The sequence below is a fragment of the Delftia sp. HK171 genome (genome assembly GCF_001886655.1).
GTDB lineage: Bacteria > Pseudomonadota > Gammaproteobacteria > Burkholderiales > Burkholderiaceae_C > Comamonas > Comamonas acidovorans.
Genome location: NZ_CP018101.1, coordinates 2,990,235 through 3,015,119, shown reverse-complemented (window position 1 = coordinate 3,015,119; position 24,885 = coordinate 2,990,235). Strand labels below are relative to the sequence as shown.

At 68.7% G+C, this 24,885-nt stretch carries 17 protein-coding genes and 1 tRNA gene; 13 read left to right on the top strand and 5 right to left on the bottom strand.

Going from position 1 to position 24,885, the window contains the following annotated elements:
* Positions 1-16 precede the first annotated feature (16 nt).
* A complete protein-coding gene (locus tag BO996_RS13715; protein ID WP_071955047.1) occupies positions 17-1,234 on the top strand; it encodes an MFS transporter in 1,218 nt (405 codons plus the stop codon).
* Positions 1,235-1,257: 23 nt separating this feature from the next.
* On the opposite strand, the gene BO996_RS13710 is transcribed toward BO996_RS13715, so the two are convergent.
* The 3 genes from BO996_RS13710 to BO996_RS13700 all read right to left on the bottom strand — a co-directional run bounded on the left by BO996_RS13710 (position 1,258) and on the right by BO996_RS13700 (position 5,338).
* Positions 1,258-3,084 (bottom strand): SAM-dependent methyltransferase, encoded by a 1,827-nt coding sequence (locus BO996_RS13710; protein WP_071955037.1) that lies wholly within the window; start codon positions 3,082-3,084, stop codon positions 1,258-1,260.
* Between the two features lie 64 nt (positions 3,085-3,148).
* Positions 3,149-4,249: a peptidoglycan-binding protein gene (locus BO996_RS13705; RefSeq protein WP_071955035.1), complete on the bottom strand. Its 1,101-nt coding sequence runs from the start codon at positions 4,247-4,249 to the stop codon at positions 3,149-3,151.
* Positions 4,250-4,294: 45 nt separating this feature from the next.
* Complete coding sequence (locus BO996_RS13700; RefSeq protein ID WP_071955033.1) at positions 4,295-5,338, bottom strand: hypothetical protein; 1,044 nt, start codon at positions 5,336-5,338, stop codon at positions 4,295-4,297.
* Positions 5,339-5,972: 634 nt separating this feature from the next.
* On the opposite strand from BO996_RS13700, the gene BO996_RS13695 reads away from it, so the two are divergent.
* The 12 genes from BO996_RS13695 to BO996_RS13640 all read left to right on the top strand — a co-directional run bounded on the left by BO996_RS13695 (position 5,973) and on the right by BO996_RS13640 (position 22,322).
* Positions 5,973-6,062, top strand: a tRNA-Ser gene (locus BO996_RS13695).
* 622 nt (positions 6,063-6,684) lie between these two features.
* Positions 6,685-7,887 (top strand): non-hydrolyzing UDP-N-acetylglucosamine 2-epimerase, encoded by a 1,203-nt coding sequence (wecB, locus tag BO996_RS13690; RefSeq protein ID WP_071955031.1) that lies wholly within the window; start codon positions 6,685-6,687, stop codon positions 7,885-7,887.
* A 78-nt stretch (positions 7,888-7,965) separates the two neighbouring features.
* Positions 7,966-10,191: a hypothetical protein gene (locus tag BO996_RS13685; RefSeq protein ID WP_071955029.1), complete on the top strand. Its 2,226-nt coding sequence runs from the start codon at positions 7,966-7,968 to the stop codon at positions 10,189-10,191.
* Positions 10,192-10,233: 42 nt separating this feature from the next.
* Entirely contained in the window at positions 10,234-11,955 is a 1,722-nt protein-coding gene (locus BO996_RS13680; RefSeq protein ID WP_012204791.1) for a glycosyl transferase family protein, read from the top strand.
* Complete coding sequence (locus tag BO996_RS13675; RefSeq protein ID WP_071955027.1) at positions 11,952-14,819, top strand: NfrA family protein; 2,868 nt, start codon at positions 11,952-11,954, stop codon at positions 14,817-14,819. The genes BO996_RS13680 and BO996_RS13675 overlap by 4 nt, the downstream gene beginning before the upstream one ends.
* 57 nt (positions 14,820-14,876) lie before the next feature.
* Positions 14,877-15,917, top strand: coding sequence for an alginate O-acetyltransferase AlgX-related protein (locus tag BO996_RS13670; protein ID WP_071955025.1), 1,041 nt, complete (start codon positions 14,877-14,879; stop codon positions 15,915-15,917).
* A gap of 4 nt (positions 15,918-15,921) precedes the next feature.
* Positions 15,922-17,055, top strand: coding sequence for an alginate O-acetyltransferase AlgX-related protein (locus BO996_RS13665; RefSeq protein ID WP_071955014.1), 1,134 nt, complete (start codon positions 15,922-15,924; stop codon positions 17,053-17,055).
* Between the two features lie 13 nt (positions 17,056-17,068).
* A complete protein-coding gene (locus BO996_RS13660; RefSeq protein ID WP_043823599.1) occupies positions 17,069-18,649 on the top strand; it encodes an MBOAT family O-acyltransferase in 1,581 nt (526 codons plus the stop codon).
* Positions 18,650-18,670: 21 nt separating this feature from the next.
* Positions 18,671-18,910, top strand: a complete 240-nt coding sequence (locus BO996_RS13655) for an acyl carrier protein (RefSeq protein ID WP_012204786.1) — start codon at positions 18,671-18,673, stop codon at positions 18,908-18,910.
* 57 nt (positions 18,911-18,967) lie between these two features.
* Positions 18,968-20,452 (top strand): AMP-binding protein, encoded by a 1,485-nt coding sequence (locus BO996_RS13650; RefSeq protein ID WP_012204785.1) that lies wholly within the window; start codon positions 18,968-18,970, stop codon positions 20,450-20,452.
* Positions 20,449-21,150 carry an alginate O-acetyltransferase AlgF gene (locus tag BO996_RS13645; protein WP_063326553.1) on the top strand — a complete coding sequence of 234 codons (702 nt, stop codon included), beginning with the start codon at positions 20,449-20,451 and terminating at the stop codon, positions 21,148-21,150. The genes BO996_RS13650 and BO996_RS13645 overlap by 4 nt, the downstream gene beginning before the upstream one ends.
* Before the next feature lie 26 nt (positions 21,151-21,176).
* Positions 21,177-22,322 carry an acyl-CoA dehydrogenase family protein gene (locus BO996_RS13640; RefSeq protein ID WP_034392081.1) on the top strand — a complete coding sequence of 382 codons (1,146 nt, stop codon included), beginning with the start codon at positions 21,177-21,179 and terminating at the stop codon, positions 22,320-22,322.
* 17 nt (positions 22,323-22,339) lie between these two features.
* Here BO996_RS13640 and BO996_RS13635 read toward each other — a convergent pair whose 3' ends face one another.
* Positions 22,340-23,314, bottom strand: a complete 975-nt coding sequence (locus BO996_RS13635; protein ID WP_071955013.1) for a DUF4434 domain-containing protein — start codon at positions 23,312-23,314, stop codon at positions 22,340-22,342.
* A gap of 161 nt (positions 23,315-23,475) precedes the next feature.
* Positions 23,476-24,822, bottom strand: a complete 1,347-nt coding sequence (locus BO996_RS13630) for a dicarboxylate/amino acid:cation symporter (RefSeq protein WP_071955012.1) — start codon at positions 24,820-24,822, stop codon at positions 23,476-23,478.
* Positions 24,823-24,885 lie beyond the last annotated feature (63 nt).

The following is a 24,885-nucleotide window of genomic DNA, read 5'->3' as shown; positions in this document are numbered from 1 at the left end:
GTATCGGCGGATCAACATGTCTTGCATTCAATCTACGCATAACCAGGCGGCCACCAGCGAAAAGGCAGCCGGCGTGCCCCGGTCGCTGGTGCTGCTGATGGCGACCACGGCGGGCGTGGGCGTGGCCTCGCTCTACTACAGCCAGCCCATGCTGGGCGTGCTCGGCCCCGACCTGGGCGCGGGCGAGCGCGCCGTGGGCTTTGTGCCCACGCTGACCCAGCTGGGCTATGCGCTGGGCATTTTGCTGCTGGCCCCGCTGGGCGACCGCATGGACCGCCGGCGCATCATCCTGGCCAAGACCGCCGCGCTGATGCTGGCCCTGCTGGCCAGCGGCCTGGCCCCGGGCCTGGCGCCGCTGCTGGCCGCCAGCCTGGCCGTGGGCCTGGCTGCCACCCTGGCGCAGGATGTGGTGCCGGCCGCCGCCACGCTGGCGCCCGAGCACCAGCGTGGCAAGGTGGTGGGCACGGTGATGACGGGGCTGCTGCTGGGCATTTTGCTGTCGCGCGTGGTCAGCGGGCTGCTGGCCGAGCATGGCGGCTGGCGCAGCGTCTACCTGATGGCCGCCGCTGCCATGGCACTGCTGGGGGTGGCCCTGTGGCGCGGGCTGCCCAGTTTCAGGCCCACCACGCAACTGGGCTATGGCGCGCTGCTGGGCTCCATGGTGCAGCTGTGGCGCGGCCAGCCCGCGCTGCGCCGTGCGGCCCTGGCCCAGGGCCTGCTGTCGGTGGCCTTCAGTGCCTTCTGGTCCACGCTGGCCGTCATGCTGCACCAGCAGTTCCACATGGGCAGCGCCGCAGCCGGCGCCCTGGGCCTGGCGGGCGCCGCCGGTGCGCTGGCCGCGCCGCTGGCAGGCCGGCTGGCCGACCGCAGCGGCCCGCAGCGCGTGACCTGCCTGGGTGCGGGCCTGGCCCTGGCGTCCTTTGCCGTGCTGGCACTGTCGCCCTGGCTGCCGGCCGGCGCACAGCTGCCGCTGCTGGTGGCCAGCGCCATCGGTTTCGACTTCGGCATCCAGGCCACGCTGGTGGCACACCAGACCCTGGTGTATGGCCTGGACCCCGCTGCACGCAGCCGGCTCAATGCGCTGCTGTTCACGGGCGTGTTCATCGGCATGGCCTCGGGCTCGGCACTGGGCGCACTGGCCCTGGCGCAGTGGGGCTGGGGCGGGGTGGCGGCCCTGGCCTGCGCGGCATCGGCGGCGGCATTGGCCGTGCGGCTGGCGGGCCGCAACCGCTGAACTTCCGCGGGCTGCCGGCAGGCTTATGCCCCGCCCTGCAGCCGTGCCGCGCGCTGGGCCAGCCGCTGCTGCTCCGAGGCGCGCAGGGCAGCGATCTGCGCCAGGATCTGCTGCTGCTTTTCCATCAGACGCTGCGTGTGCACGCCATGCGCATCCCCCGCCAGGCCCTGGGCGATGCAGGCCAGCGCGCGCGCCGGGTCGCCGCGCTGTTGCCAGGTGTAGGCCAGGTTGAGCTGGGTGCGCGCATCGCGCGGGTCTATGCCTTCGGCCTGCAGGTAGGCCTCATGCGCGGCCGTGAACTGCTCCTGGCAGAACAGGCAGTCGCCCAGCACATTCCACAGCCAGGTACTGAGCCAGGGATTGAGGTCCAGCGCGCTGCGCGCCAGCTCGATGCCGGCGGCAAAGTCCCGCAGCTGCAGGCCCACGAATTCGGCCACCTCGCCCAGCAGCCGCCAGTCGCGCGGGCTGCGGGTGATGGCCTGGCGATAGCTTTCCAGGGCGGCGTCCTGGCGGCCCGACTCCAGGTGCGTGCGGGCCTCCTGGGCCGGGGCCTCGAAGAACTGCTGCGCGTCGGCGCTGAAGCGGTTGAGAAAGGCTGCCGCCGTGCGCTCGCATCCCTCGCCGATCAGCAGCCGCGCATGGATGGCCCTTTGCGCATCGCCCGAAGGCGCCAGCACCTGCCAGCCTTCGCGCCCGAACAATTGCGCCAGCAGCGGAAAGTTCAGGCCGATGGCGCTGGTGCGGCCAAAGCGCTGGGAGGCGCCCGATTGGGCCGCCGTCTCGGGCGTGCAGGCGCCGTAGTCGTTGATGAGCACCAGCCCCTTGGGCGCCAGCCGCTTGTGCAGCGTCTGCAGCGCGCCAAAGGCGCCGTGGTTGACCAGCAGGCGCGGTGCCGCCTCGCTGACGGACAAGGCGGCATCCACCCAGGGCGACAGCGCTGCCTGGTTGCAATCGAAGAAGCCCACCTCCTGCTCGAACAGGCCCACCAGGGGCAGCAGGCGCGCACGCTGCGCCGCATCCGCATGGTCCACCAGGGCACGGATCTCGCCCGGCGACAGCGCGGTGTACTGGCGCACGAGCTGGGCGTCATCGGTGAGGCGGGTGCGTATACGCAATTCCTGCACCGGCCCGTCGCCCTGCCGCCGCACGACGGTGGCAGGCAGCACGTCCAGCACGTAGTTGCAGAACACGGCGTGCAGCGGCGGCAGGGGCACCGTGCTGCCGTCCGGCAGCTGCACGGCCTCGGGCCGCATGGCGTCGCAGCAGCCGGCCACGACCTGGCCGCCGAACTCGGCAAACAGGGCGCGCTCCTGCCATTGCGCGACCGTGCGGGGAGAGCCGTCGGTGACGTAGTAGACCAGCCGCTGGTCGAAATCACGCCCTTCCTGCTGGCACAGGTGCCTGAAGGCCTGCAGGAACATGCGCGCAAACAGGCCGCAGCCGGCGCCCAATTCCAGCACGGCGATGGCGCCTTGCGGCGCGGTGTCCGCGCAGTGGTGGAACAGCAGGGCCGCCGCATCTTCCGAGAGACGGCCGCTGTTGTTGACCACGTAGGGCACTTCGTTCTCGGCAAAGGTCAGCAGGCCGGCCTGCGCCCAGTGCAGGTGGCCCAGCTCCCACTCGATGCTTTCGGTGATGGGGCGAAAGTCCTGCAGCAGCTGCGAGGCAACGCGCACGCCCGAAAGAACGTCCTGCGGGGCGCGGATGGCAGGCGGCCCGCCCGGCGCTGCGTCAGCGTCCATGGCGGGAAGGGCCGCCGAAAGGGACGCGGACAGGGACACAGGCAGGGGCAGCGAAAGGGACAGTGGCGCGCGCAGGGCGGACTCGCCCGTCGAAGGGTCGATTCTCAAGATGCTCTCTCCGGAAGATGCGATGGGAGTGACGCCTGCCTGCACGGCAGGCGTCCGGCCAGGCTCAGGGCACGGGCGCCCACTTGGACCAGTTCAGGTCGGCCTGCTCGAAATCGGCCTTGAGCATGCGGCGCATGGCGTCCACCTCGTTCTGGGTGATCTGCGCTTCCTTGACCTGCTTGCCGGTGGCCGCCGTGCGGGCCTTGGCAAGATCGGCCTTGGTCACGGAGGCTGCTCCAGCCCAGATGGACTTGGCGGACCCCACGTTCACCCAATGCTTGCCCTGGGACTGCAGGTCGGCCTGGTAGGCGGATTTCCAGCCCATGTTGTTCTGCGACACGGCGTTGAGCAGCTTGGCCAGCGAGCGCTGGTTGCTCACCCCCTGCTGGGCGAATGCCTGCAGGTGAACGCGCTCGAACTTCAGCGGCAGCAGGCCCTGCTTGGCCGCCAGGCTGTCGCGCTCATTCCACCAGCGCGATGCATCGGCGGACTTGACGGCCTCCAGCTGGTTGAGCCAGTCGGCGTCGGTGACGATGCTGCCGTCGCCCTTGACCCACTGGAAGCGCTTGAAGCCGATGTCGGCCGCGCGGCCGAAGTTGTGGTTGCTCTCGCCCGGGCCGGCCTTGGTCTGGGTCTCGGCGGCCTGCTGGGCAAAGGTGCGCCGGCGCCCCGTGGGCGTGATCCACAGCGCGATCTTGTGCGTGTCATACATCTGCTGCACCAGGCTGGCCAGCTTGGCGCGGAAGGTGGGCTCGTACTCCGCATCGTTGGCAATGGCGGCCTTGCTGGTGGCCACGTCCTGGGCCTTGGCCTCCAGGTACACCGTCTTGGAGTTCTGCGCGGCGCGCATGCCCTGGTGCGAGGCCGGCAGCATGCCGCTGAGCTTGGCCACCGTGGCCCCTCCGGCTGCCGCCAGGCCCAGCGCCTCCTTGGCACCCCCGGCCTGCGGCTGGCCCGGCGCGGCCTTGGCGGCGGCCAGCTTGTGGTCGTTCTGGAAACGCTCCAGCGCGGCGCGCGTCTGCGCGCCGTAGCTGCCGTCGTAGTCCACGCCCAGATACGGCGCGTTCTTGGCGTCCTTGACCACGCGCAGCATGGCCTGCAGCAGGGCCACGTCATGCACCTGGTTGCTGCCGCCCTCGCCTACGCTGTCCTTGATGTCAGGCATGTTTCTCCCCTCGTTGTGGTTGTCGATATGGCCCGCAGCAACGGCTCAGCGGGCGGGCTCGGGTTTGGGCTCGGGTTTGCGGTCGGGTTTGTTGCCGGTTTTTTTGCCGGGCTTCAGGCCGGCATCCGGCAGCAGGTGCACCAATGGCACGGTGCGCGGCTGCAGGCTGGCCGAGCAGGCACGCAGCCGCAGAGATTCAGCATGCGCCTGCGCCATGTCCGCCGCCACCTGCACCAGGGCGTGATGGGGCGCGGCGCCTGCGGGGCGTGTGCGCACGACGGAATAGGCGCCCAGGCATTCGGCCTGCTGCGCGCGTGCGGCACGCGCTGCCGCCACGCTGGCATAGCGCGCCGCCACCACGGCCTGCACGGCGGCCGGTGGTGCCGAGGCCTGATCGGCAAACGCCTGCCGGTCCTTATTCCAGCGCAGGCTGCGGGTCTCGATCTGGTCGGGCGCATCGTCCTGCGGTGATGCATAGCGCACCAGCAGCACCGGAATCCGGCCCGTGGGCGCCAGCACCCAGCTTTGGTAGTTGCCCTGGGGCTCGTCGTACTGCCAGGCCAGGTGCGGGCCCTGGGCGGTGGCGACATACAGCGCATGGCGGCGCTTGGGATGCTCAAAGCCCCCCATCTGCGTGACCAGCAGCGCACGCGAGCCGCCCTGCACGCCGGGCAGGCGCAAGCTGCGCACGGCAGCGGTGACGGTGTCTTCTTCCTCTCCAGTCGTCCACACGCGCTCGAGGTGCTGGAGCCCTGCTGCCGCAGACAGCGGATCGCCCACGCCGTACAGCGGATCGGGCTGCGCCAATTGCGCCGGCCCCCTGGACGCCGGCCAGGACAGCGCCGCTGGCTGGCCCTGCTGCACACCGGCACGCACCAGCCTCAACTCAAAGGGACAAGGCGCCGCCGTGCAGGCAGGCAGCGACAACTCATAGGCAGGCGCCCCCTTGGCCGTGCCGGACGGCAGGCTTTCCAGCACCTGCCGCTGCGGCCCGGCAGCGAGCGCCGCCCCGGCACCCAGCACCGCCGCAAGGCTCAAGGCCAGTGCCCGCCATGGCAGCGCCCCGCCACAGTAAAAATCGGAGCGCATTGAATGGTGAGCCATGGTGATAGCGGGTTTCTATGATTGGCCTGGGCTGTCGATACGCCGCAATACAGGAGGAATCTGCCGCAATGGGCTTGAAACAGGCATTTCAAGGCCCGGCGCCGCAGGCATTGTCTACAAGCTGGCATGCGGCGTCTGTTGCAAAATGCATCCGGCGCTTGAGAATTGCATTCAACATTTGCAATTCATCCAGGATGCATTCTGGAACCGTTCAAACCAGATAAATTTCATTTGCACAAAAATCAACAACATCAATGACTTACATGAAATTCACCCCAATTTCACAAAGCAAAGAAAATACCTTCTTGTATACATGACAGCTCCCAACATCTGCCTCCATCGAATGCACGGGCTGAGGAAAACCTGAATCAATGCGGATACGCCATGGTTTGCCAACTGCAAATAGCGCGCACCGAGGATTCCCTTGATGGACCCGCATCAAAAGTCCGCCGGATTTCACGATACTGCAACCATTCACCATCCCAAATGGCTTGCGGCTGGACGACCGGGGCGGCCTCGCCGGTTGTACCTGCAAGGTGCAGCGGGGCACACCCGCATCGCCGCCGGTTCCAGCTTCTTACCGTGACCGCCCGAAATCACTGCTACAATCGCTGGCTTCGGAGAGGTGGATGAGCGGTTTAAGTCGCACGCCTGGAAAGCGTGTGTGGGCTAATCCCCACCGCGGGTTCGAATCCCGCCCTCTCCGCCATACACCCAGCAAAACGGGCCCCTACACGGGGCCCGTTTTCGTTTCCGGGCCGGCTTGTGGCAAGGTTCATGCCCAGGTTTGCGCCCGCCGCGCCCGCCCCTGCCTCGGCCCCGCGCACCGGCCGCACATCAGGGAAAGCGACAGCACGGACACCCCCTCCAAGCCTTGCGCAGACGCGCCCCAGGGCTTGCAATAGGCAGCAGCTGGCAGCAATAGGCAAGCGTCTGACAAGCACATCCTTGTTTCGGTGATGTACTAGCTGCAACAAAGCCCCCAGGCGCGCAGCTTTGTGCAACAGCACCCCTGGCGCGAACGTGCATCCAGCCCCATGGCGCGCATGGCTTGCGGCGCTTGAGATTCGACGGAGGTTCCCCAATGGAAAGCAAGGTCATCAAGCTCCCTCAAGTCCTCTTAACTTCCGTCAATTTCTCTCAATTGACGATAGTTTTCAATCGAACCGGAGCAATCGATCGAAAATTCCAAAAACCCGCCGTATATTCCACACCGCTTTGCAGCCTGCCCGGCCCGTCTTCGGGCTGAGACGGGTCCTGCCCCCTGCCGGGTACAGCGCAGCACAAGAACGCACAAGCGAAGAGCACAGGAAAACGCAAAAGGGGTTGGCATGAAGATTCTTTCGTTTTTCGGGACCCGTCCCGAGGCCATCAAGATGGCGCCACTGGTCACGGCCCTGTCGCAGACGCGGGGCATCGAGAGCGTGGTGTGCGTCACCGGCCAGCACCGGCAGATGCTGGACCAGGTGATGGATCTGTTCGGCCTGCAGGCGCAGCACGATCTCGCCGTCATGCAACCCAACCAGACGCTCAACGGCCTGTTCTCCCGCGTGGTGGCAGGTGCCGATGGCGTGCTGGAGCAGGAAAAGCCCGACTACGTGCTGGTGCACGGCGACACCAGCACGGCCACCGCCTGCGCGCTGGCAGCGTTTCACCGCCGCATTCCGGTGGGCCACGTGGAAGCCGGCCTGCGCACCGGCGATCTGGCCCAGCCCTTTCCCGAAGAGATGAACCGCCGCGTGGTCGATGTGGTCAGCCAGTGGATGTTTGCGCCCACGCCCACGTCGCGCGCCAACCTGCTGGGCGAGAACCTGCAGGGCCGCATCGCCGTGACGGGCAACACCGTCATCGATGCGCTGGCCACGCTGTGCGACCGGCTCGATGCCCGGCCCGAGCTGGCCCGTGCCATTGCCCAGCGCCATCCCTGGGTGGATGCGCAGCGCCCGCTGCTGCTGGTCACGGGACACCGGCGCGAGAATTTCGGCGAAGGCTTCCAGAACATCTGCGCTGCGCTGGCCGAGCTGGCGCAGCGCCATCCGGACCTGCTCATCGTCTACCCCGTGCACTTCAACCCCGCCGTGCGCGAAGTGGTCATGCGCACGCTGGGCGGCATGGACAACATCCGCCTCATCGATCCGCTGGACTATGTGGACTTCGTCTGGTTCATGCAGCGCGCCCACATCATCCTGACCGACTCCGGCGGGGTGCAGGAAGAGGCACCCTACCTGGGCAAGCCCGTGCTGGTGATGCGCGATGTGACCGAGCGGCCCGAGGCCGTATCGGCCGGCACCGTGCTGCTGGTGGGCACGCAGCGCGCGCGCATCGTGGCCGAGGTCAACCGGCTGCTGGCCGACGAGGGGCACCACGCCTCGTTTGCGCGCCGCATCAATCCCTATGGCGATGGCCAGGCCTCGCAGCGCATCGTGCGTGCCCTGCTGGGACAGCCCTTCGACGAGTTTGCCGCCGGACACACGGGCGCCGCGGCCGTCCCGGGCATCGCGGCCGCCGTGACCAAGGGCATGGCGCCGGCCTGAACCACGCACGCACCACCCCCGCATCACGTCCACGAAGCGCATTACGAATCGAGCACCGAAGTGAGAAAAGAGGCCCCCATGCAACCGACCATCCGCCAATCGCTTTCCCGCACCGGGGCCCGCTGGGCGCTGGGTTCGCTGCTGGGCCTGGGCGCCCTGTTCGCGCAGACGGCCTCGGCCTCGGCGCTGGGTGACGCCATACGCCAGCTGGGCGCCAGCGACGGGCTGCAGCGCAGCGTCACGCTCAAGGAGCTGGGCATCGTCGATCCCGTGGTGCTGGCCGGCACGGCCACCCAGGACTTCTACCTGCCCGTGCCGCGCGGCCTGCCGCTGGGCGATGCCAGCATTGCCTTCGACAGCCGCTACCTCAAGGGCGAGCCCGGCGTCTCGACCGTGGTGATCTCGCTCAACGGCACGCCCGCCGTGTCGCAGACCGTGCCCGATGGTGACGGCACGCTGCAGCGCACGCTGCCCGTCGCCCAGCAGGCCCGCGCCAGCGATTTCGTGCGGCTGGGCGTGAACTGGCGCAGCCGCAACGGCCAGGTGCGATGCGATGACAACCATTCCCTGGCCAACTCCCTGACCATCTCGCCGCAGACACGGCTGAGCTACCGCGTGGACCCGCGCGATGTGCGCAGCATCGAAGATGTCTGGAACACCCTGCCCGTGCGCACCACCGTGCTGGTGTCGGGCAGGCAGCTGGAGCAGGCCTCTTTCGACAGTGCCTGGCGCATTGGCGCCAGCCTGCAGCGCAACAACAGGCGCATGACGGTGAACGCATTGCCCGCCGTGGGGGAGACGCTGGACCTGCGCGGCCTGGAGGTTCCCGCCGCCCTGGCCGGCGTGCCCGCCTTTGCCGCACTGCGCGGCGCCGAGCCCCAGCACAAGCTGGCCAGTGACGCCGAACTGGGCGCGCTGCTCATGCTGGGGGCCGCCCAGGTCAGCGGAGACATCGTGGTGGCCGACAAGGCACTGCAGCAGCGCCTGACCGCCGCCTTCGCGGCCCTGCAGGCCCAGCTGGCGGCCGACCCCGATGCGGGCCAGGCCCTGCAGCAATGGCGCGCCCGGCGCGCGCCGCTGGCCAACGAGGCGCTGGCCTCGCAGCAGTTGCGCGCCCTGCCCATGGGCCGCCAGATGGTGCTGGCCGTGGCCGCCGACGCGGGTGCGCGCGTGGCCGGCCTGCAAGAGGCCGCGCTGCAGCGCCTGCTGGTCAGCGACAACGTGACCGTGGCCGCGGCCCAGCCCCCGCAATGGGACGAGGCCAAGGGCATACGCCTGTCCAGCCTGGGCGGCAGTCCCGACAGCTTCGACGTGCTGTCGCGCGGCGACTGGACGATGAACTTCCCGCTGAGCGCCGTGGCCTCGCAGGGCCAGATGCCGGGCGAGATCACGCTGTACGTGGCCGCCGCCCCCGGCGCCTCGGCCACGCGCCCCGTGGCCACGCTGTTCTGGAACGGCATGCTGCTGTCGGCCCGCCAGCTGGAGGCCAACGGCCAGCCCGAACGCCTGCGCGCCCGTGTGCCCGGCTATGCGCTGGGCATCAACAACACCTTGCGGGTGTCCGTGCAGCGCCAGCCCTACTCGGCCGACTGCAACGAGATTCCCCAGCCCTACCCCGCCAGCGTGCTGCCGGCCATCAGCTACGTGACGCCCGGCAAGGCCGAGGCCAACGGCAGCTTCATCGGCCTGCTGCCGCTGCTGGGCGCCAAGTCGCAGTTCCTGGTGCCCGCCAGCTATCTGTCGGCGGCGCCGGCCGCGCTGGAGCGCATGGCCAATCTGGCGGCCGCCAGCGGCCTGTCGGCTTCGCAGGCCGAGCTGGTCGTGGCCCAGGCCGATGCAACGGCCAAGCCCTCCATGCCCTTTGTCGCCATGGAAGTGGCCGTGGACGGCGCCAAGCCCCTGGTGACGGTGACGGACCGGCAGCAGCTGCGCATCCGCGGCAAGTCGGCGGACTGGCTGGACATCAAGGGACTCAAGCAACTGTCCTCGGCCGAAGTGGTTACTGCAGGCGGCCAGCAGGGCGTGCTGTGGCATGCCATCGGCGAGTGGACGGGCGGCCTGGGCGAGCCCTTCCTGCTCAATCGCGGCAACATCGCCGTGATCGGTGGCGACGGCCCGCTGGCCTGGGTGGACAGCAGCAATCCCGAAACCGGCATTCCGTCGGGCCCGCGCGAAAGCGCCTTCCACGAATGGCGCAACTTCCTTTCCTGGAGCGTGCCGGGCATCGCCATCGCGCTGTTCGTGGTGCTGCTGCTGGTGGTGCTGGCCTGGGCGGTGGCGCGCAGCAAGCAGTCCAAGCACTGAGCCCGGCCCGGGCAACGATGACGACGGCATGAGGCGATCGCCATGATCTCTTCCCTCTACTGGCCCTACCTGGTGGCCGACTACTACCACGCGCTGGAGATCGTCAGCGCCGTGGTGGCCGTCGTCATCCTGCTGTCCAGCATCGACGACCTGTTCATCGACGCCTGGTACTGGGTGCGCGAGGCCTGGCGCGCGCTGACCGTCAAGCGCCGCTACCAGCCGCTCAAGGCACAGCAGTTGCAGGAGGTCGAGGAAAAGCCGCTGGCCATCATGGTGCCGGCCTGGCTGGAGTACGACGTGATCGCGCCCATGCTCGAGAGCATGGTGGGCACGCTGGACTACAAGAACTACATGATCTTCGTGGGCACCTACCGCAACGACGAGCGCACCAAGAACGAGGTCGAGCGCATGCGCCGGCGCTACCGCCAGCTGGTCCGCGTGGAGGTGCCCCATGACGGCCCCACCTGCAAGGCCGACTGCCTCAACTGGATCGTGCAGGCCATCTTCCAGCAGAACACGCTGCAGCCCGAGCCCTTTGCCGGCGTGATCCTGCACGACAGCGAGGACGTGCTGCACCCGCTGGAGCTCAAGTACTACAACTACCTGCTGCCGCGCATGGACTTCATCCAGCTGCCCGTGACCTCGCTGGAGCGCGAGTGGTACGAGCTGGTGGCCGGCACCTACATGGACGAATTCGCCGAATGGCACACCAAGGACCTGGTGGTGCGCGAGAGCATGTCGCACATGGTGCCCTCGGCCGGCGTGGGCACCTGCTTTTCGCGCAAGGCGATGGAGGAGCTGGCGGCCGAGACCCACAACCAGCCCTTCAACACCGACACGCTGACCGAGGACTACGACATCGGCGCGCGGCTGGCGCGCCGGGGCATGAAGCAGATCTTCGGCAAGTTCCCCGTGGACTACGTGATACGGCGCAAGCCGCTGTTCGGCCTGGGCAAGGAAAAGGTGTCCACGCTGACCATGCCGCTGGGCATCCGCGAGTTCTTTCCCAACACCTTCAAGACCGCCTACCGGCAAAAGGCGCGCTGGACACTGGGCATCGGCCTGCAGGGCTGGAGCCAGGTCGGCTGGGCCGGGCCGCTGTCCACCAAGTACCTGCTGTTCCGGGACCGCAAGGGGCTGGTGACCTCCTTCGTGGCCATCCTGGCCTATCTGCTGCTGCTGAACTTCCTGCTGTTCCTGCTGGCCGATCACATGGGCTGGTGGACGGTGTACTACCCGTCCCTGTTCGCTCCCAACGGCTGGCTGGTGACGCTGATGAGCGTCAACGTCATCGCCCTGCTGCTGCGCGTGGTGCAGCGCGCCTGGTTCGTCTCGCGCCTGTACGGCTGGGAGCACGCCATGCTGTCCATCCCGCGCATGGTGATCGGCAACTTCATCAATGCCATGGCGGCGGCGCGCGCCTGGAAGCTGTTCATCGTCCACCTGGTCACGGGCAAGCGCCTGGCCTGGGACAAGACCATGCACGACTTCCCGTCCACCGACCAGTTGAGCCACCAGCGCCAGCGCCTGGGCGAGCTGCTGCTGTCATGGCAGGCCATCGACGAAACCCGGCTGGCCACCGCGCTGGAGATACAGCAGCGCGAACGCCGTCCGCTGGGCGCCATCCTCATGGAGCAGGGCTGGCTCGACGAGGCCACGCTGCGCGAGGCCATCAGCTTCCAGCAGGGGGAGCCCACCGACCCCACGGTGCATCCCGACATTCCCGCACAAGGCATTCCAAGCACTCCAAGGGCCGGCATATGAAGCATCTCGCTCCCCTCGTTCGCCCTCTCACGCTGGCCGCGCTGCTGGGCGCCGGCTGGAACACGCCGCCGGCCTGGCCGCAGGCCGTGGCGGCCGTCAAGGCGGAGGCGCCGCTCAGGGGCCGCGCGTGGCAACTGGCCAACCAGGCCTATGCCCACTACCAGGCCGGCCGCTTTGCACGGGCCGCGACCGCCGCCGCATCGGCCGTACAGCTGCGCCCCGACCTGCTGCGCCTGCGCATGCTGCTGATCTACTCGCTGCAAAAGCAGGGCAAGAACGAGGAAGCGCTCAAGGCCATCGCCTCGGCCCGCGCCGCCGGGCTGGACGAGGCCACGCTGCAGCAGGCCGAAACCAATGTGCGGGCCGCAGCGGCAGGTGGGTCAGCGGGCGGGCCTGCAGGGGCCACGGCTTCCGAGGCCTACAACAAGGCCTTTCCCATCGCCACGCAGGCCTACACCGACTACAACGCCAAGAACTACGCGGACAGCGCGCGCAGGGCCGAGCAGGCCTTTCGCCTGGACCCCAGCCAGGGCCAGTGGGCGCTGTTGTGGATAGGCGCGCTGGAGGCGCAGGAGCAACTGGGCGCCGCCATCGAGGCCGCAGATGCCGCCCTGGCCCTGGACCCTCCCAACAAAAGCGACCTGGTGGCCAAGCGCCAGACCCTGCGCCGCAGCCAGGCCGTGCTGCCGGCGCAAAAGGCCTACCAGGCACTGATCGCCAACAACCCGGCGCAGGCTGTGCCCTTTGCGCGCGAAGCAGTGGCGCTGGCGCCGGGAACGGCATCGCACCGCCTGCTGCTGATCACCTCGCTGCTGCTGGCCGAGCAGTTGCCCGATGCGGAAAAAGCCGCAGACGAGGCGCTGGCGCAGGACAACGAAGACACAGCGGCGCTGGGCATGCGCGGCTACATCCGCCAGCGCCAGGGCAAGACCGCACAGGCCAACGAGGACTTCGATGCCGTGCTCAAGCAGGACTGGCTGGACGAAAAGCAGTCCGCCAACCTGCGCCTGATCGCGGCCGACGCGGCCCTGGCCGCTGGCGACGCGGCACGCGCCCGCGCGCTGCTGGCGCCCATGCCGGCACAGGATGAATCCGTGGCCCGCCGCCTCAAGCAAGCCGATGACCTGCGCCCCGGCCGCGACACGCCCATGGTGGCCGATACGCGCGGCGCCTCGCAGACCCTGGCCATGGCCGACTATCCGCCGCCCCTGCAGGACTGCCGCGACACGCCCTATGGCACGGTCTGCGAGCTGCAGCCTTCCGATGCCCAGGGCACGGGCGGCCCCAGCGCCCAGGCCTATGCGGCCTACGCACGCCAGGACTACAAGGCCGCCATCGACCATGCGCGCACGGCCGTGGAGCAGGACCCCGACAACCCGCAACTGCAAAAGCTGCTGACCACCACGCTGGCCGCAGGCGACCGCGACCAGCAGGGCCAGGCCCTGCTGCGGCTGGACAAGTCCCTGTCCCTCACCCCCAACGACGCCCAGCTGCTGATGCAGCGCGGCTACTTGTACTCGCGCCAGGAAGAGCCGGCCAAGGCGCTGCAGGACTTTCGCGCGGCGCGCGCCACGGGCGAGGCGCCAGCGGGCGCCATGCTGGACGAAGGCTATGCGCTGGCCGGCACCGGCGACAACCGGGGCGCCGTGCGCACCTTCAAGGAAGCCATCGACCTGGACGACGCCGGCACCGCCAAGCTCACGCCCGGCCAGCGCGAAAACGCACGCAGCGCCGTCTCCGGCTACGCACGCGAGTGGGGTGCCATCGTCTCCATGGGCTACCGGGGTGCGCGGCCTGCGGGGCGTGCGTTCTCGGACGGCATACTCACCCAAGCCGGCGATGCGGTCTTCGGCACGGCCGAGGCCTACTGGCGCCCGTCCAACTTCCTCAACTCATCGACGCGCATCTTCGATGTCTACGGGCGGCTGGGCAGCACCTTGCATGACGGCGGCGGCACCACGCTGGGCCAAAGCGCCATCGACCCCTGCACGGGCCTGCCCATCAATGTGCAGGCGGGCGACAACCGCGGCATCTCTGGCCTGCCCACCACCACGGGCTCGCTGGGCATGCGCTTCACGCCGTCCACCAAGTACGCGCTGACCTTTGGCATAGAGCGCCAGTTCAACATCGGCTCCGCCACGCGCTCGGGCTTCATCACGCCTGAATCGCCCCAGCTGCGCTGCCTGATGAGCGGGCGCGATCCGCTCAACCCCACAGGCCCGGCGCTGGGCAATCCCATCTCGGCCAAATACAGCGCAGGCGCGGGCCAGGGCGGGTGGCTGGCCTATGTCACCCATGGCTTCTACGAGGGAACGGGCCGGCGCACGGACCGCTCCAGCTGGTTCACCATGGAAGGCTACAGCCAGGCCGGCTATGCCAACCAGAGCATGGCCTCGCGCTTCACGCTGACCGACCAGACCAACGGCGCCCTGGTGGGCGACGGCTCGGGCCGCTACAAGCGCGAACAATGGTTCTTCTCCACCGAGGCCCGCATCGGCCGCAGCTTCCGCGCCGACGGCATCAACCAGGGCCTGGTGATCTTTCCGTTCGGCGTGGTCGCGGCCGATTGGATCAAGCAGAGGAACCGCGTGCAAGTGCGTTCCCTGCAGGCCGCCCCGGGCGCCACGCCCACCGCAGCCCAGTTGGCCGCCCAGCAGGGGCAGACGCTGGCCCTGCAAGGCAATGGCAGCAGCTGGTCCGCCAGCGCCGGCGTGGGCGTCAGCCTGCGCCAATGGTTCCGCGAAAGCCACTACAGCACGGCCCAGTCCTATCTGGACTGGTCCATGCAGTACCGCTTCAACATCGGCGGCGGCCAGGCCGACCGCGCCAAGGGCCTGTTCATGACGCTGACGCTGTCCTATTGAAAGCCCTGCCCCGCCGCCGCCACCACCACACAGACAAGAGAAAAGGAGAAAGCTCCCATGGATTCGACCAAGCAAGCACCCCGCCCCGCCCTGCACGGACTGCGCTCGGGCATGGCACGCGCCGCACGCGGGCTGGCCGGCTGCGCACTGGTGCTGGGCGCGCTGGCAGCGCAGGGTACGGCACAGGCCCAGGCACAGGACAGCTCCTCCATCGTTCTCAGGGGCAAGGACGGCTGGCTGTTTCCGGGCTGGGGCAGCCTGACCCAGGTGGACCGCGCCGGCATCACGGAATCCACCCGGCTGATCACCGAGGCGCGCAACCTGCTGGCCGCGCGCGGCGTGAAGCTGCAGGTGCTGCTGCTGCCCGACAAGGTGCGCTTCTATGCCGACAAGATGCCCGACGGCAAGGCCATGAGCGCCGATGTCCAGGGCCGCTACAAGCAGGTGCTGCAGGCGCTGCAGGCCGCCGGCATTCCCAGCTTTGACGACGAGGCCGTGCTGCGCACCGTGCGCGACAGCGGCAAGGACGTGTTCTACCGCACCGACCAGCACTGGACCCAGGCGGCAGCCGACGCCACGGCCGAGGCCACCGCCCGCATGGTCCAGGGCGAGGTGCCCCAGCTGGCCGGCAGCGCCGGCAGCGGCCTGGCCCTGGGCGACACCGTCACCGAGCGCCGCTATGGCGACCTGGCCGAGCTGTTTCTGACCGCCGACGAGCGCAAGCAGATCGGCCGCGAGGTCTACACCGTGCGCCGCCAGGCTCCGGCCAAGGGCCTGCTCGACGATGAGCCCGCCCCCGTCCATGTGACGGGCCACAGCATGGTCCAGCCCTACTTCGGCTTTCCGCAAAAGCTCTCCAACCTGCTGGACCGTCCGGTCTCGCTGAACTGGAAGCCCGGCAACGTGGGCCAGTGGACCATGCTGCTGGAGTACCTGGAGTCGCCGGCCTTCAAGGCCCACAAGCCCCAGGTGCTGGTGTGGCAGATGTTCGAGCCCACCTACAGCTACGGCCCCAACGCGGCTGGCCAGTGGGACAACGCCTCGCTCATGCCCAACGCCACCTGGCTGGAGCGGCTGCGGGCCGCGCTCAAGGGCTGACACCGTGGACCCCACCGCGCAAGAACTGCAAACCGACAAAGGACACCGGCGCAACGCCTGGATCTGGGGTGCCCTGCTGCTGTCGGGCCTGGCCTGGGGCGGCTGGACGCTGGCCAGCGGGGGACCGAAGGCCGGCGAGCTGCAACTGGCCGCCTGGCTGGATGGCCGCGCGGGCGCGGCGCTGAACAAGGGCCTGCGCCTGCCTGCGCAGTCCTCGCTGGAAACCGGCCAGGCCGCGCTGCGCTACCGCCTGCTGGGCGATACGGGAGCGCAGGTGGCCCTGGGCTGCCCGCAATGGATGTTCTACCGCGACGGCCTGCGGCCCCAGCCCGGCACGGGCGCCGCGCCCTTCGAGGCGCGCCAGCGCCTGCTGCGCCACTGGACGCGGCGGTTGCAGGACAAAGGCATTGCCACCCTGGTGGTGGCCGTGCCCGACAAGTCGCGCATCGAGGCCACCCATCTGTGCGGCCTGCCCGTGGCGCCCGTGATGCTCCAGCGCCTGGACCTGTGGCAGCAGCGCCTGCAGGCCGACGGCATTGCCTTCGCCGATCTGCGCCCCGCCCTGCAGACACAGGAGCAGGCGCAACCCGTTTTCTTTCGCACCGACGTGCACATGAATGCCGAGGGCGCACGCGCCGCCGCCCTGGCCGTGGCCCAGGCCGCGCTGCCGCTGCTGGGCGGGCAGCGCGGAGCCCAGGCCTTCGAGGAATCCGCGCCCGGGCCGCTGCAGCCGCTGCCCGGCGACCTGCTGGCCCTGGCCGGCCTGGCCGATGCCCCGGCCGGCTGGCGCCCACGGCGCGACCAGGTGCGCCCGCAGACCATTGCCCCCGTGCGCGGCGGCGGCCTGCTGGACGAGACGCCTCCCGTGCAGGTGCTGCTAGCCGGCAGCTCCAACGGGCTGCGCAGCAATTTCGCGCCGCAGCTCGGCCGCGCGCTGGGCCAGGAAGTCTGGAACCTCAGCATGGACGGCGGCCAGTTCAGCGGCGCCATGGTGGCCGCGCTCAAGCGCCGCGCCTCCTGGCCGGCCAGCCTGCGGCTGGTGATCTGGGAGTTCTCGGAAAACACCTTGTCCCTGCCCCTGACGGACGATGAAAAAGCGGCGCTCAAGGAGCTGGACGCCGTCTCCCCGCCTGCGTGACCCCGCCCGCTACATGCTGTTCAATTCCTATCTTTTCCTGCTGCTGTTCCTGCCCATCGCGCTGGCGGGCCACTACCTGGCCGGGGCCATCAGCCTGCGGCTGGCCGCGTTCTGGCTGTGCCTGACGTCCTTTGTCTTCTACGGCTGGTGGAACCCGCAGTTCGTCGCCCTGCTGGCGCTGTCCATCGCCTTCAACTACGTGGTGAGCCTGCTGATCCTGCGCTTTGCGGGCCGCGCGCGGCTGCAGGGGCTGGTCACCGCCCTGGGCGTGGGCGCCGACCTGGCGGCGCTGTTCCACTACAAGTACTTCGCCACGCTGTTCAACTTCCTGGGCGAATGGGGGCTGACGCAGGGCGGCATGCACGAGCTGATCCTGCCCCTGGGCATCTCGTTCTTCACCTTCACCCAGATCGGCTACCTGCTGGACTGCCGCTCGGGCATCGTCAAGGAACGCAGCCTGCTCAGCTACGTGCTGTTCGTGACCTTCTTCCCGCACCTGATCGCGGGGCCCATCCTGCATCACAAGGAAATGATGCCGCAGTTCGCGCAGCCGGATAACTACCGGTTCCGCGCGGACAACCTGTCCATCGGCGGCACGCTGTTCGTGATCGGCCTGGCCAAGAAGGTGCTGCTGGCCGACGAGATCGCGCCCTATGCAGACGCGGGATTCGCCGCGCCCGGCGAGCTGCAGTTCTGGGCCGCCTGGGGCGCCAGCCTTAGCTACGCGCTGCAGCTGTACTTCGACTTCTCGGGCTATTCGGACATGGCGCTGGGCCTGGCGCGCATGTTCGGCATCCGTTTCCCGCTGAACTTCAACTCGCCCTACAAGGCCGGCAGCATCATCGACTTCTGGGCGCGCTGGCACATGACGCTGACGCGCTACCTCACGGCCTACCTGTACTACCCCGTGGCCATGGCCATCTCGCGCGCACGCGAAAAGCGCGGCCTGTCCGTGGGATCGAGCGCCGCGCGCACGCCCGGCGGCTTTGCGGCCACCATCGTCGTGCCCACGCTGTTCACCATGGGGCTGGCGGGCATCTGGCACGGAGCGGGCCTGCAGTACGTGATCTTCGGCCTGCTGCATGCCTTCTACCTGTCGGTCAACCACGCCTGGCGCATCTTCGTGGTCAGCCGCAAGCCGGCCGCCGCACGCAAGTCGGGCCGGGGCGTGCAGGCGCTGTGCGTTGTCATCACCTTCATCGCCGTGCTCATCGCCCAGACCTTCTTCCGCGCCCACGGCGTAGGCGACGCCATGCTGCTGCTCAAGGGCATGGCCGGCCTGCGCGGCGTGGAGGCGCTGGAATCGCTGTCGCACCTGCAGGGCCTGGCCGTGGGCGACGCGCTGCGGCTGGCCATAGGCCACCACATGCAGCTGGCCCTGGTCCTGCTGCTGCTGGCCATTGCCTGGTTCACGCCCAATGCCCACCAGATCCTGGGCCGCTTCTCGCCCGCCATGTTCAAGGTGCAGGAAGCGCCCCGCGCCTGGATGCGCTGGCGCCCCAGCGCAGGCTGGACGGCCGTGACCCTGGTCCTGCTCTTCCTGTGCCTGGTCAACCTGCACAAGGAAACCCGCTTCCTGTATTTCCAGTTCTGAAACACCTGTTGGAGAGAAACCATGTCCCTGAATGACATCGAAACCAAGATTGCCCAGATCATCGGCGCCATCATCCTGACCTCGGTCGAGCCCGATACGCTGCTGCTCGAATCGGGCCTGGTGGACTCGCTGTCCGCCGTGGACGTGGCACTGGCCATCGAAAAGGAATTCGGCGTCAAGATACCGCCATCGGAGATCGACCTGCACCTGGAATCCGTGCACACGCTGGCGCAGTACGTGGCCGAGCAGCGCAAGGCCTGATGCAGCGCCTGCACGCCGCCGCCCCGTCCCTTTGTCCCTGCGCAACAAGGAGCCCGCATGCGATTCAGTTTTGACCGCTTCGACTTCACCGAGCCCGGCGCCGACACCGCGCGGCCCGCCGTGATCGATGCCGCCGGCACGCTGGACTGGCAGCAACTGGCCCAGGCCGTGGCGCAATGGGAGCAGCAGGCGCTGGCGCGCGGCGCGCGGCGCGACGAGCCGCTGCTGATCACGGGGCACAAGGAGACCGCGTTCCTCGTGGCCATCCTCGGCTGCCTGCGCCTGGGCGTGCCCTTCGTGCCGGTGGACGTGATCAACCCGCCCGAGCGCATGGCGCGCATCGCCACGCTGGTGCAGGCCGGCCTGCACTACGACGCGCAGGCCCGCAGCTTCCTGGACACCGGCATCGCGGCGCAGCCGCTGCAGGAAAAATCGCTGGCCTACATCATGTTCACCTCGGGCAGCACGGGCGATCCCAAGGGCGTGCAGATCGGGCGCGAGAGCCTGGGCCTGTTCGCCGGCTGGATACGCGACTGCCTGGCCCTGGGCGAGGCGCCGGTCTTCATGGACCAGATGCTGTTCAGCTTCGACTTTTCGCTGTTCAACTGGATGGGCGCCCTGGTCACGGGCGGTGCCTGCGTGCTGTGCGCGCGCGAGACCATTGCCGACCGCCAGGCCTTTGCCGCCTACCTGGCGGGCACCCATGTGAACGTCTGGGCATCCACGCCCTCCTTCGTGCGCCAGCAGCTGCTGGATGCCGACTTCGACCAGCAGCACCTGCCCGACCTGCGCGTCTTCGTCTTCGGCGCCGAATCGCTCACGCCCACCGTGGCCGAGGCGCTGTGGAGCCGCTTTCCCCAGGCGCGCATCATCAACTCCTACGGCCCCACCGAGGCCACCTGCTCCACCACCTGGGTGGAGATCGACCCCGCGCTGCGCCAGCGCGCGCCGCTGCCCTTTCCCATCGGCCGGGCCAAGCCCTATGCCGATGTGTTTCTGGACGAAGGCGAGATCTGCGTGGCCGGCGACCACGTGATGCGCGGCTACCTGAACCGCCCCGACCTGCACGCCACACGCATGTTCATGCGCAACGGCAAGCGCGGCTACCGCACGGGCGACCTGGGCGAGATCGACGGCGAGGGCCTGGTCACCTTCCACGGCCGGCGCGACGACCAGATCAAGATGCACGGCTACCGCATCGAGCTCGCCGAGGTCGATGCCGTGCTGGCCACCCTACCCGGCGTGCGCGCAGGCGCGGCGGTGGCGCTGAAGCGGCCCGATGGCTTCATCGTGCGCATGATCGGCTTCGTGGACCTGGACCGCAGCGGCCCGCCCGGCATGCAGCCCCTGCCCGAAGACCTGGCCGGGTGGCGCGAACTGCTGGCCCAGCGCGTGCCGCCCTACATGATTCCGTCGGAACTGCTGGCCTGCCACGGCTTCCCGCTGACGCAGACTGACAAGGCCGACCGCAAGCAACTGGAGCGCATGTACCTTGATGCACGCATGCGCCCCGCCAAGGAAACCAAGGACCCGCAGGCATGACCTCCGCTTTTTCCCCCGTGATGCGTACCGTCGCGCTCGCCCTGGCCGGCCTGGCCGGGCTCTCCTGCCTGCCCGCCGCGCATGCCGAAGGCACGCTGGCCCAGCTCTATGCGGCGCGCCCGCCCGCAGGCTCGTCCTTCGTGCGCGTGGTCCACCCCGACGCGGGCAGCCTGCGCGTGAAGATAGGCGACGGCCCCGAGCAGACGCTGTCCGGCAGCAAGCCGGCCAGCAGCTACGCCATCGTCAAGGGCGACACGCCCTTTGCCATTCAGCTGGACGGCAAGAGCGCCGGCAGCATGAAGGTGGCGCCGGGCAGCTTCACCACCCTGGTGCCGCAGCGCCAGGGCAAGAACGCGGCCGCGCGCTTCACGTCCATCGACGACTCCGGCGGCAGCCAGGACGCGCTCAAGGCCGAGCTGCGCTTCTACAACCTGATCGACGATTGCACCGAAGGCGGGCTCAAGATCGCCGGCACGGGCACGCCGCTGTTCACGGGCGTGGCGCCCGCCAGGTCGGCCAGCCGCTCCATCAACCCGGTCAGTGCCCAGCTCGCCGCCACCTGCGCCACTGCGGCCAGCGCGCCGCTGGCGCTGCCCCAGCTGCAGCCGGGCGACCACTACAGCCTGTTCATGACAGGTACGGCCGCCGCCCCCGTGCTGCGCGGCCAGGCCAGCGCCACCGACACATATCGTCCCTGACCCCACCCAAGGAGACCGACACAGACATGCGCACCCGCTCCGTATTGCGTGAAGACCACCTGCTGTTCAAGGAACAGGTGGACCGATTCGTGGCCACCGAGATCCTGCCCCACATCAATGACTGGGAGGCCGAGGGCATCACGCCGCGCGCCCTGTGGCGCAAGGCCGGTGACAGCGGCCTGCTGAACTGCGACCTGCCCCCGCCCTACGGCCAGGGCGGCGACTTCGGCCACGCGGCCGTGGTCATCGAGGCGCTGGCGCGCGCCAACTGCCTGGGCATCGGCTTTTCCATCCATTCCGACATGGTGGCGCCCTATCTCTGGAACTTCGGCACGCAGGTGCAGAAGGACCGCTGGCTGCCGCGCATGGCCACGGGCGAGCTGATCGGCGCCATCGCCCTGACCGAGCCCGGCGCGGGCAGCGACCTCAAGGCCGTGCGCACGCGCGCCCGCCGCAAGAGCGAGAGTGAGGGCGGCGGCTACGTGCTCAACGGCCAGAAAACCTTCATCACCAATGGCGTCAACGCCGGCCTGATGGTGGTGCTGGCCAGCACCGAGCCCGACCTGGGCGCGCGCGGCCTGTCGCTGTTCGTGGTGGAAGAAGGCATGAAGGGTTTGGGCAAGGGTCCCGCCCTGCGCAAGATAGGCCAGCACAGCCAGGACACCTGCGAGCTGTTCTTCGACGAGCTACACCTGCCGGCCGACCACCTGCTGGGGCGCGAAAACGCAGCCTTCGAGCATGTGACCCAGGAACTGGCGCAGGAGCGGCTGGCGATCGCGCTGCGCGCGGCAGCCTCCACCGAAGGCATGCTGGACGAGGCGGCCGAGTTCGTGCGCAACCGCAAGGTCTTCGGGCGCCGCGTGCTCGACTACCAGAACACCCGCTTCAAGTTCGCCGACGCCCTGGCCAAGACCACCATGCTGCGCGTCTTCCTGGACGACTGCCTTACCCAGCACATGGAAGGCTCACTGGACTCCGTCACCGCCGCCATGGCCAAGCTCAACGCCACCGAGCTGCAGGGCCAGGTGCTGGACGAGCTGCTGCAACTGCACGGCGGCTACGGCTACATGGCCGAATACGGCATTGGCCGCGCCTGGGCCGATGCACGGGCACTGCGGATCTTCGGGGGCAGCAGCGAAATCCTCAGAGAGATCATCGGCAAGCGCTTCTGACCCGGCAGCCACCGCGCTCAGCGAGCGGCGGCCTTCCACTCGCGCAGCAGTTGCCGGGCCTCCGGCGTGTCGTTCAGCACCCAGGGGTCGATGGCGAAGGCGACGACGCGCTGGGCGCCGTAGTCGCGGGCCACGTCCCACTGGCGGCGCACGCGCTCGAAGCTGGCCGTGCGCGCCTGGAAGTCCGAGCCATCGTGCCGCGTGGGCGGCAGTTGCTCGAACAGTTCCACGATGAGGTCGAACGGCGCCCTGCGCTCCAGCAGCATCTGCTGCAGGGGTGCCAGCGCCTCATAGTTGCGCAGTCCCGCCACGCCCACGCCGTCCTGCACCATGGGGCGCAGGGACACGCGGTCCAGCAGGATGCTCCACAGCGTGGGCAGGCTGCCCAGCGTCTGCAGCTGGCTGAAATAGGTGGAGATGCCGGGCACCTGGCCGGACGTGGCCGCTGCCGCCTGCGCCAGTGGCTGCAGTGCGCTCACCAGCAGCTCGACGCGCTCGGGCGCGGCCCAGTGGTATTGCTCCAGCTCGTAGGGGATGTACCAGCCGCGAAACGCCGCATGGCGCGGCCAGGTGCTGGTGTACATGTGGCTGGCGCCCTGCTCGGCGATATGCGCCAGGTAGGGCGCGGGGCCTGCGGCGTTGGAAAGGCTGATCTGCTTCCACCAGCGCTCGTCATAGGGCAGGCCCAGGTGCACGCCCATGCCCAGTTCGGTGCAGATGTCCAGCAGGTCGGCGATCTGCGCGTCGGCCAGCATCCAGCTGTCCGCTTCGGTATCGCCCAGCAGGCCGCTCCATTGCACGAACAGCTCCCGGCAGCCCAACGCCTGGGTGGCGGCCAGGCGCTGGCGCCATTGGTCGCGCGGCATTTCCAGATGGCTTCGCCACGGCTGCAGGAAACTGCCCGACACGGGCGCCGAGGCCGCGCAACCGACCAGCGAGGCACAGGCGGCGGCCGCGCCGGCGCCGAGGAATTCGCGTCTGGACAAATGCATGGTGGGAACGGCCGCAAGGCTGCGTGAAGCGAAGCACCAAGAATACAGCCAAGCGGGGCGGCAGCCGCCTTAAAAAGCAGCAGCCCAGCCAGGCTTGACCTGGCTGGGCTGAGGGTTGTCGCTTTCAGGGGCCGCGCACCATGCGTGCGCCCCGGTATGGATCAGGAAACCTTGCCGACGGCGGCAGGCACAGCAGCTCCTGCTGGGGTCATCTCCATGGCGGGCGCCCCATCCAGGGCGGCGTTGAGCTTGCTGTAGTCCAGCTCGTTTTCCCAGCGCGATACCACCACGGTGGCTACGGCATTGCCCATGAAGTTGGTCAGCGAGCGGCACTCGCTCATGAAGCGGTCCACGCCAAGGATCAGGGCCATGCCGGCCACGGGCACTTCGGGCACCACGGCCAGCGTGGCGGCCAGGGTGATGAAGCCCGCGCCGGTCACGCCGGCAGCGCCCTTGGAGCTGAGCATGGCCACCAGCAGCAGCGCGATCTCATGGCCCAGGGTCAGGTGGGTGTTGGTGGCCTGGGCGATGAACAGTGCGGCCAGCGTCATGTAGATGTTGGTGCCGTCCAGGTTGAAGGAGTAGCCCGTGGGCACGACCAGGCCCACGACGGACTTGCCGCAGCCGGCGCGCTCCATCTTCTGCATCAGCGAAGGCAGGGCCGATTCCGAGGACGAGGTGCCCAGCACCAGCAGCAGTTCCGCCTTCAGGTAGCGCGCCAGCTTGAGCACCGAGAAGCCGCACAGCCGCGCCACGAAGCCCAGCACCACGACCACGAAGAGCAGCGAGGTGATGTAGAACGAGCCCACCAGCCAGGCCAGGTTCACCAGCGAACCCAGGCCGAACTTGCCGATGGTGAAGGCAATGGCGCCAAAGGCTCCCAGCGGCGCGGCCTTCATCAGGATGCCGACCAGCTTGAACACGGGGGCCGTCAGCGCCTCCAGGAAGTTGAGCACGGGCTTGCCCGCGTCACCGACCATGGCCAGCGAGATGCCGAACAGCACGGCCACGAACAGCACCTGCAGGATGTTGTCGCCCACGAAGGGGCTGACCAGCGTCTTGGGGATGATGTCCATGGCAAAGCCGGTGAGCGTCAGCTCGTGCGACTTGGCCACATAGCCCTTGACGGCGGCCTGGTCCAGGTCGGCCGGGTTGATGTTCATGCCCGCGCCGGGCTGCACCACGTGCGCCACCACCATGCCGACCACCAGGGCCAGCGTGGAGAAGAACAGGAAGTAGGCCATGGCCTTGAGGAACACGCGGCCCACGGTGCGCAGGTGCGTCATGCCCGCAATGCCGGTGACGATGGTCAGGAAGATCACCGGCGCGATGATCATCTTCACCAGCTTGATGAAGGCATCGCCCAGCGGCTTGAACTGCTCGGCGTACTGGGGCTCGAAGTGGCCGAGCAGCACGCCTGCCACGATGGCGACCACCACCTGGAAATACAGCTGGCGGTAGAAAGGCAGCCGCTCGGGGCTGGCGGCGTGGGTGGGGACGGCATGCATGGTGCGGCTCCGGCAGGATTTCTGTGGGGTTGACGCACCACCGAGGTGCGGCAAGTTGCGGGA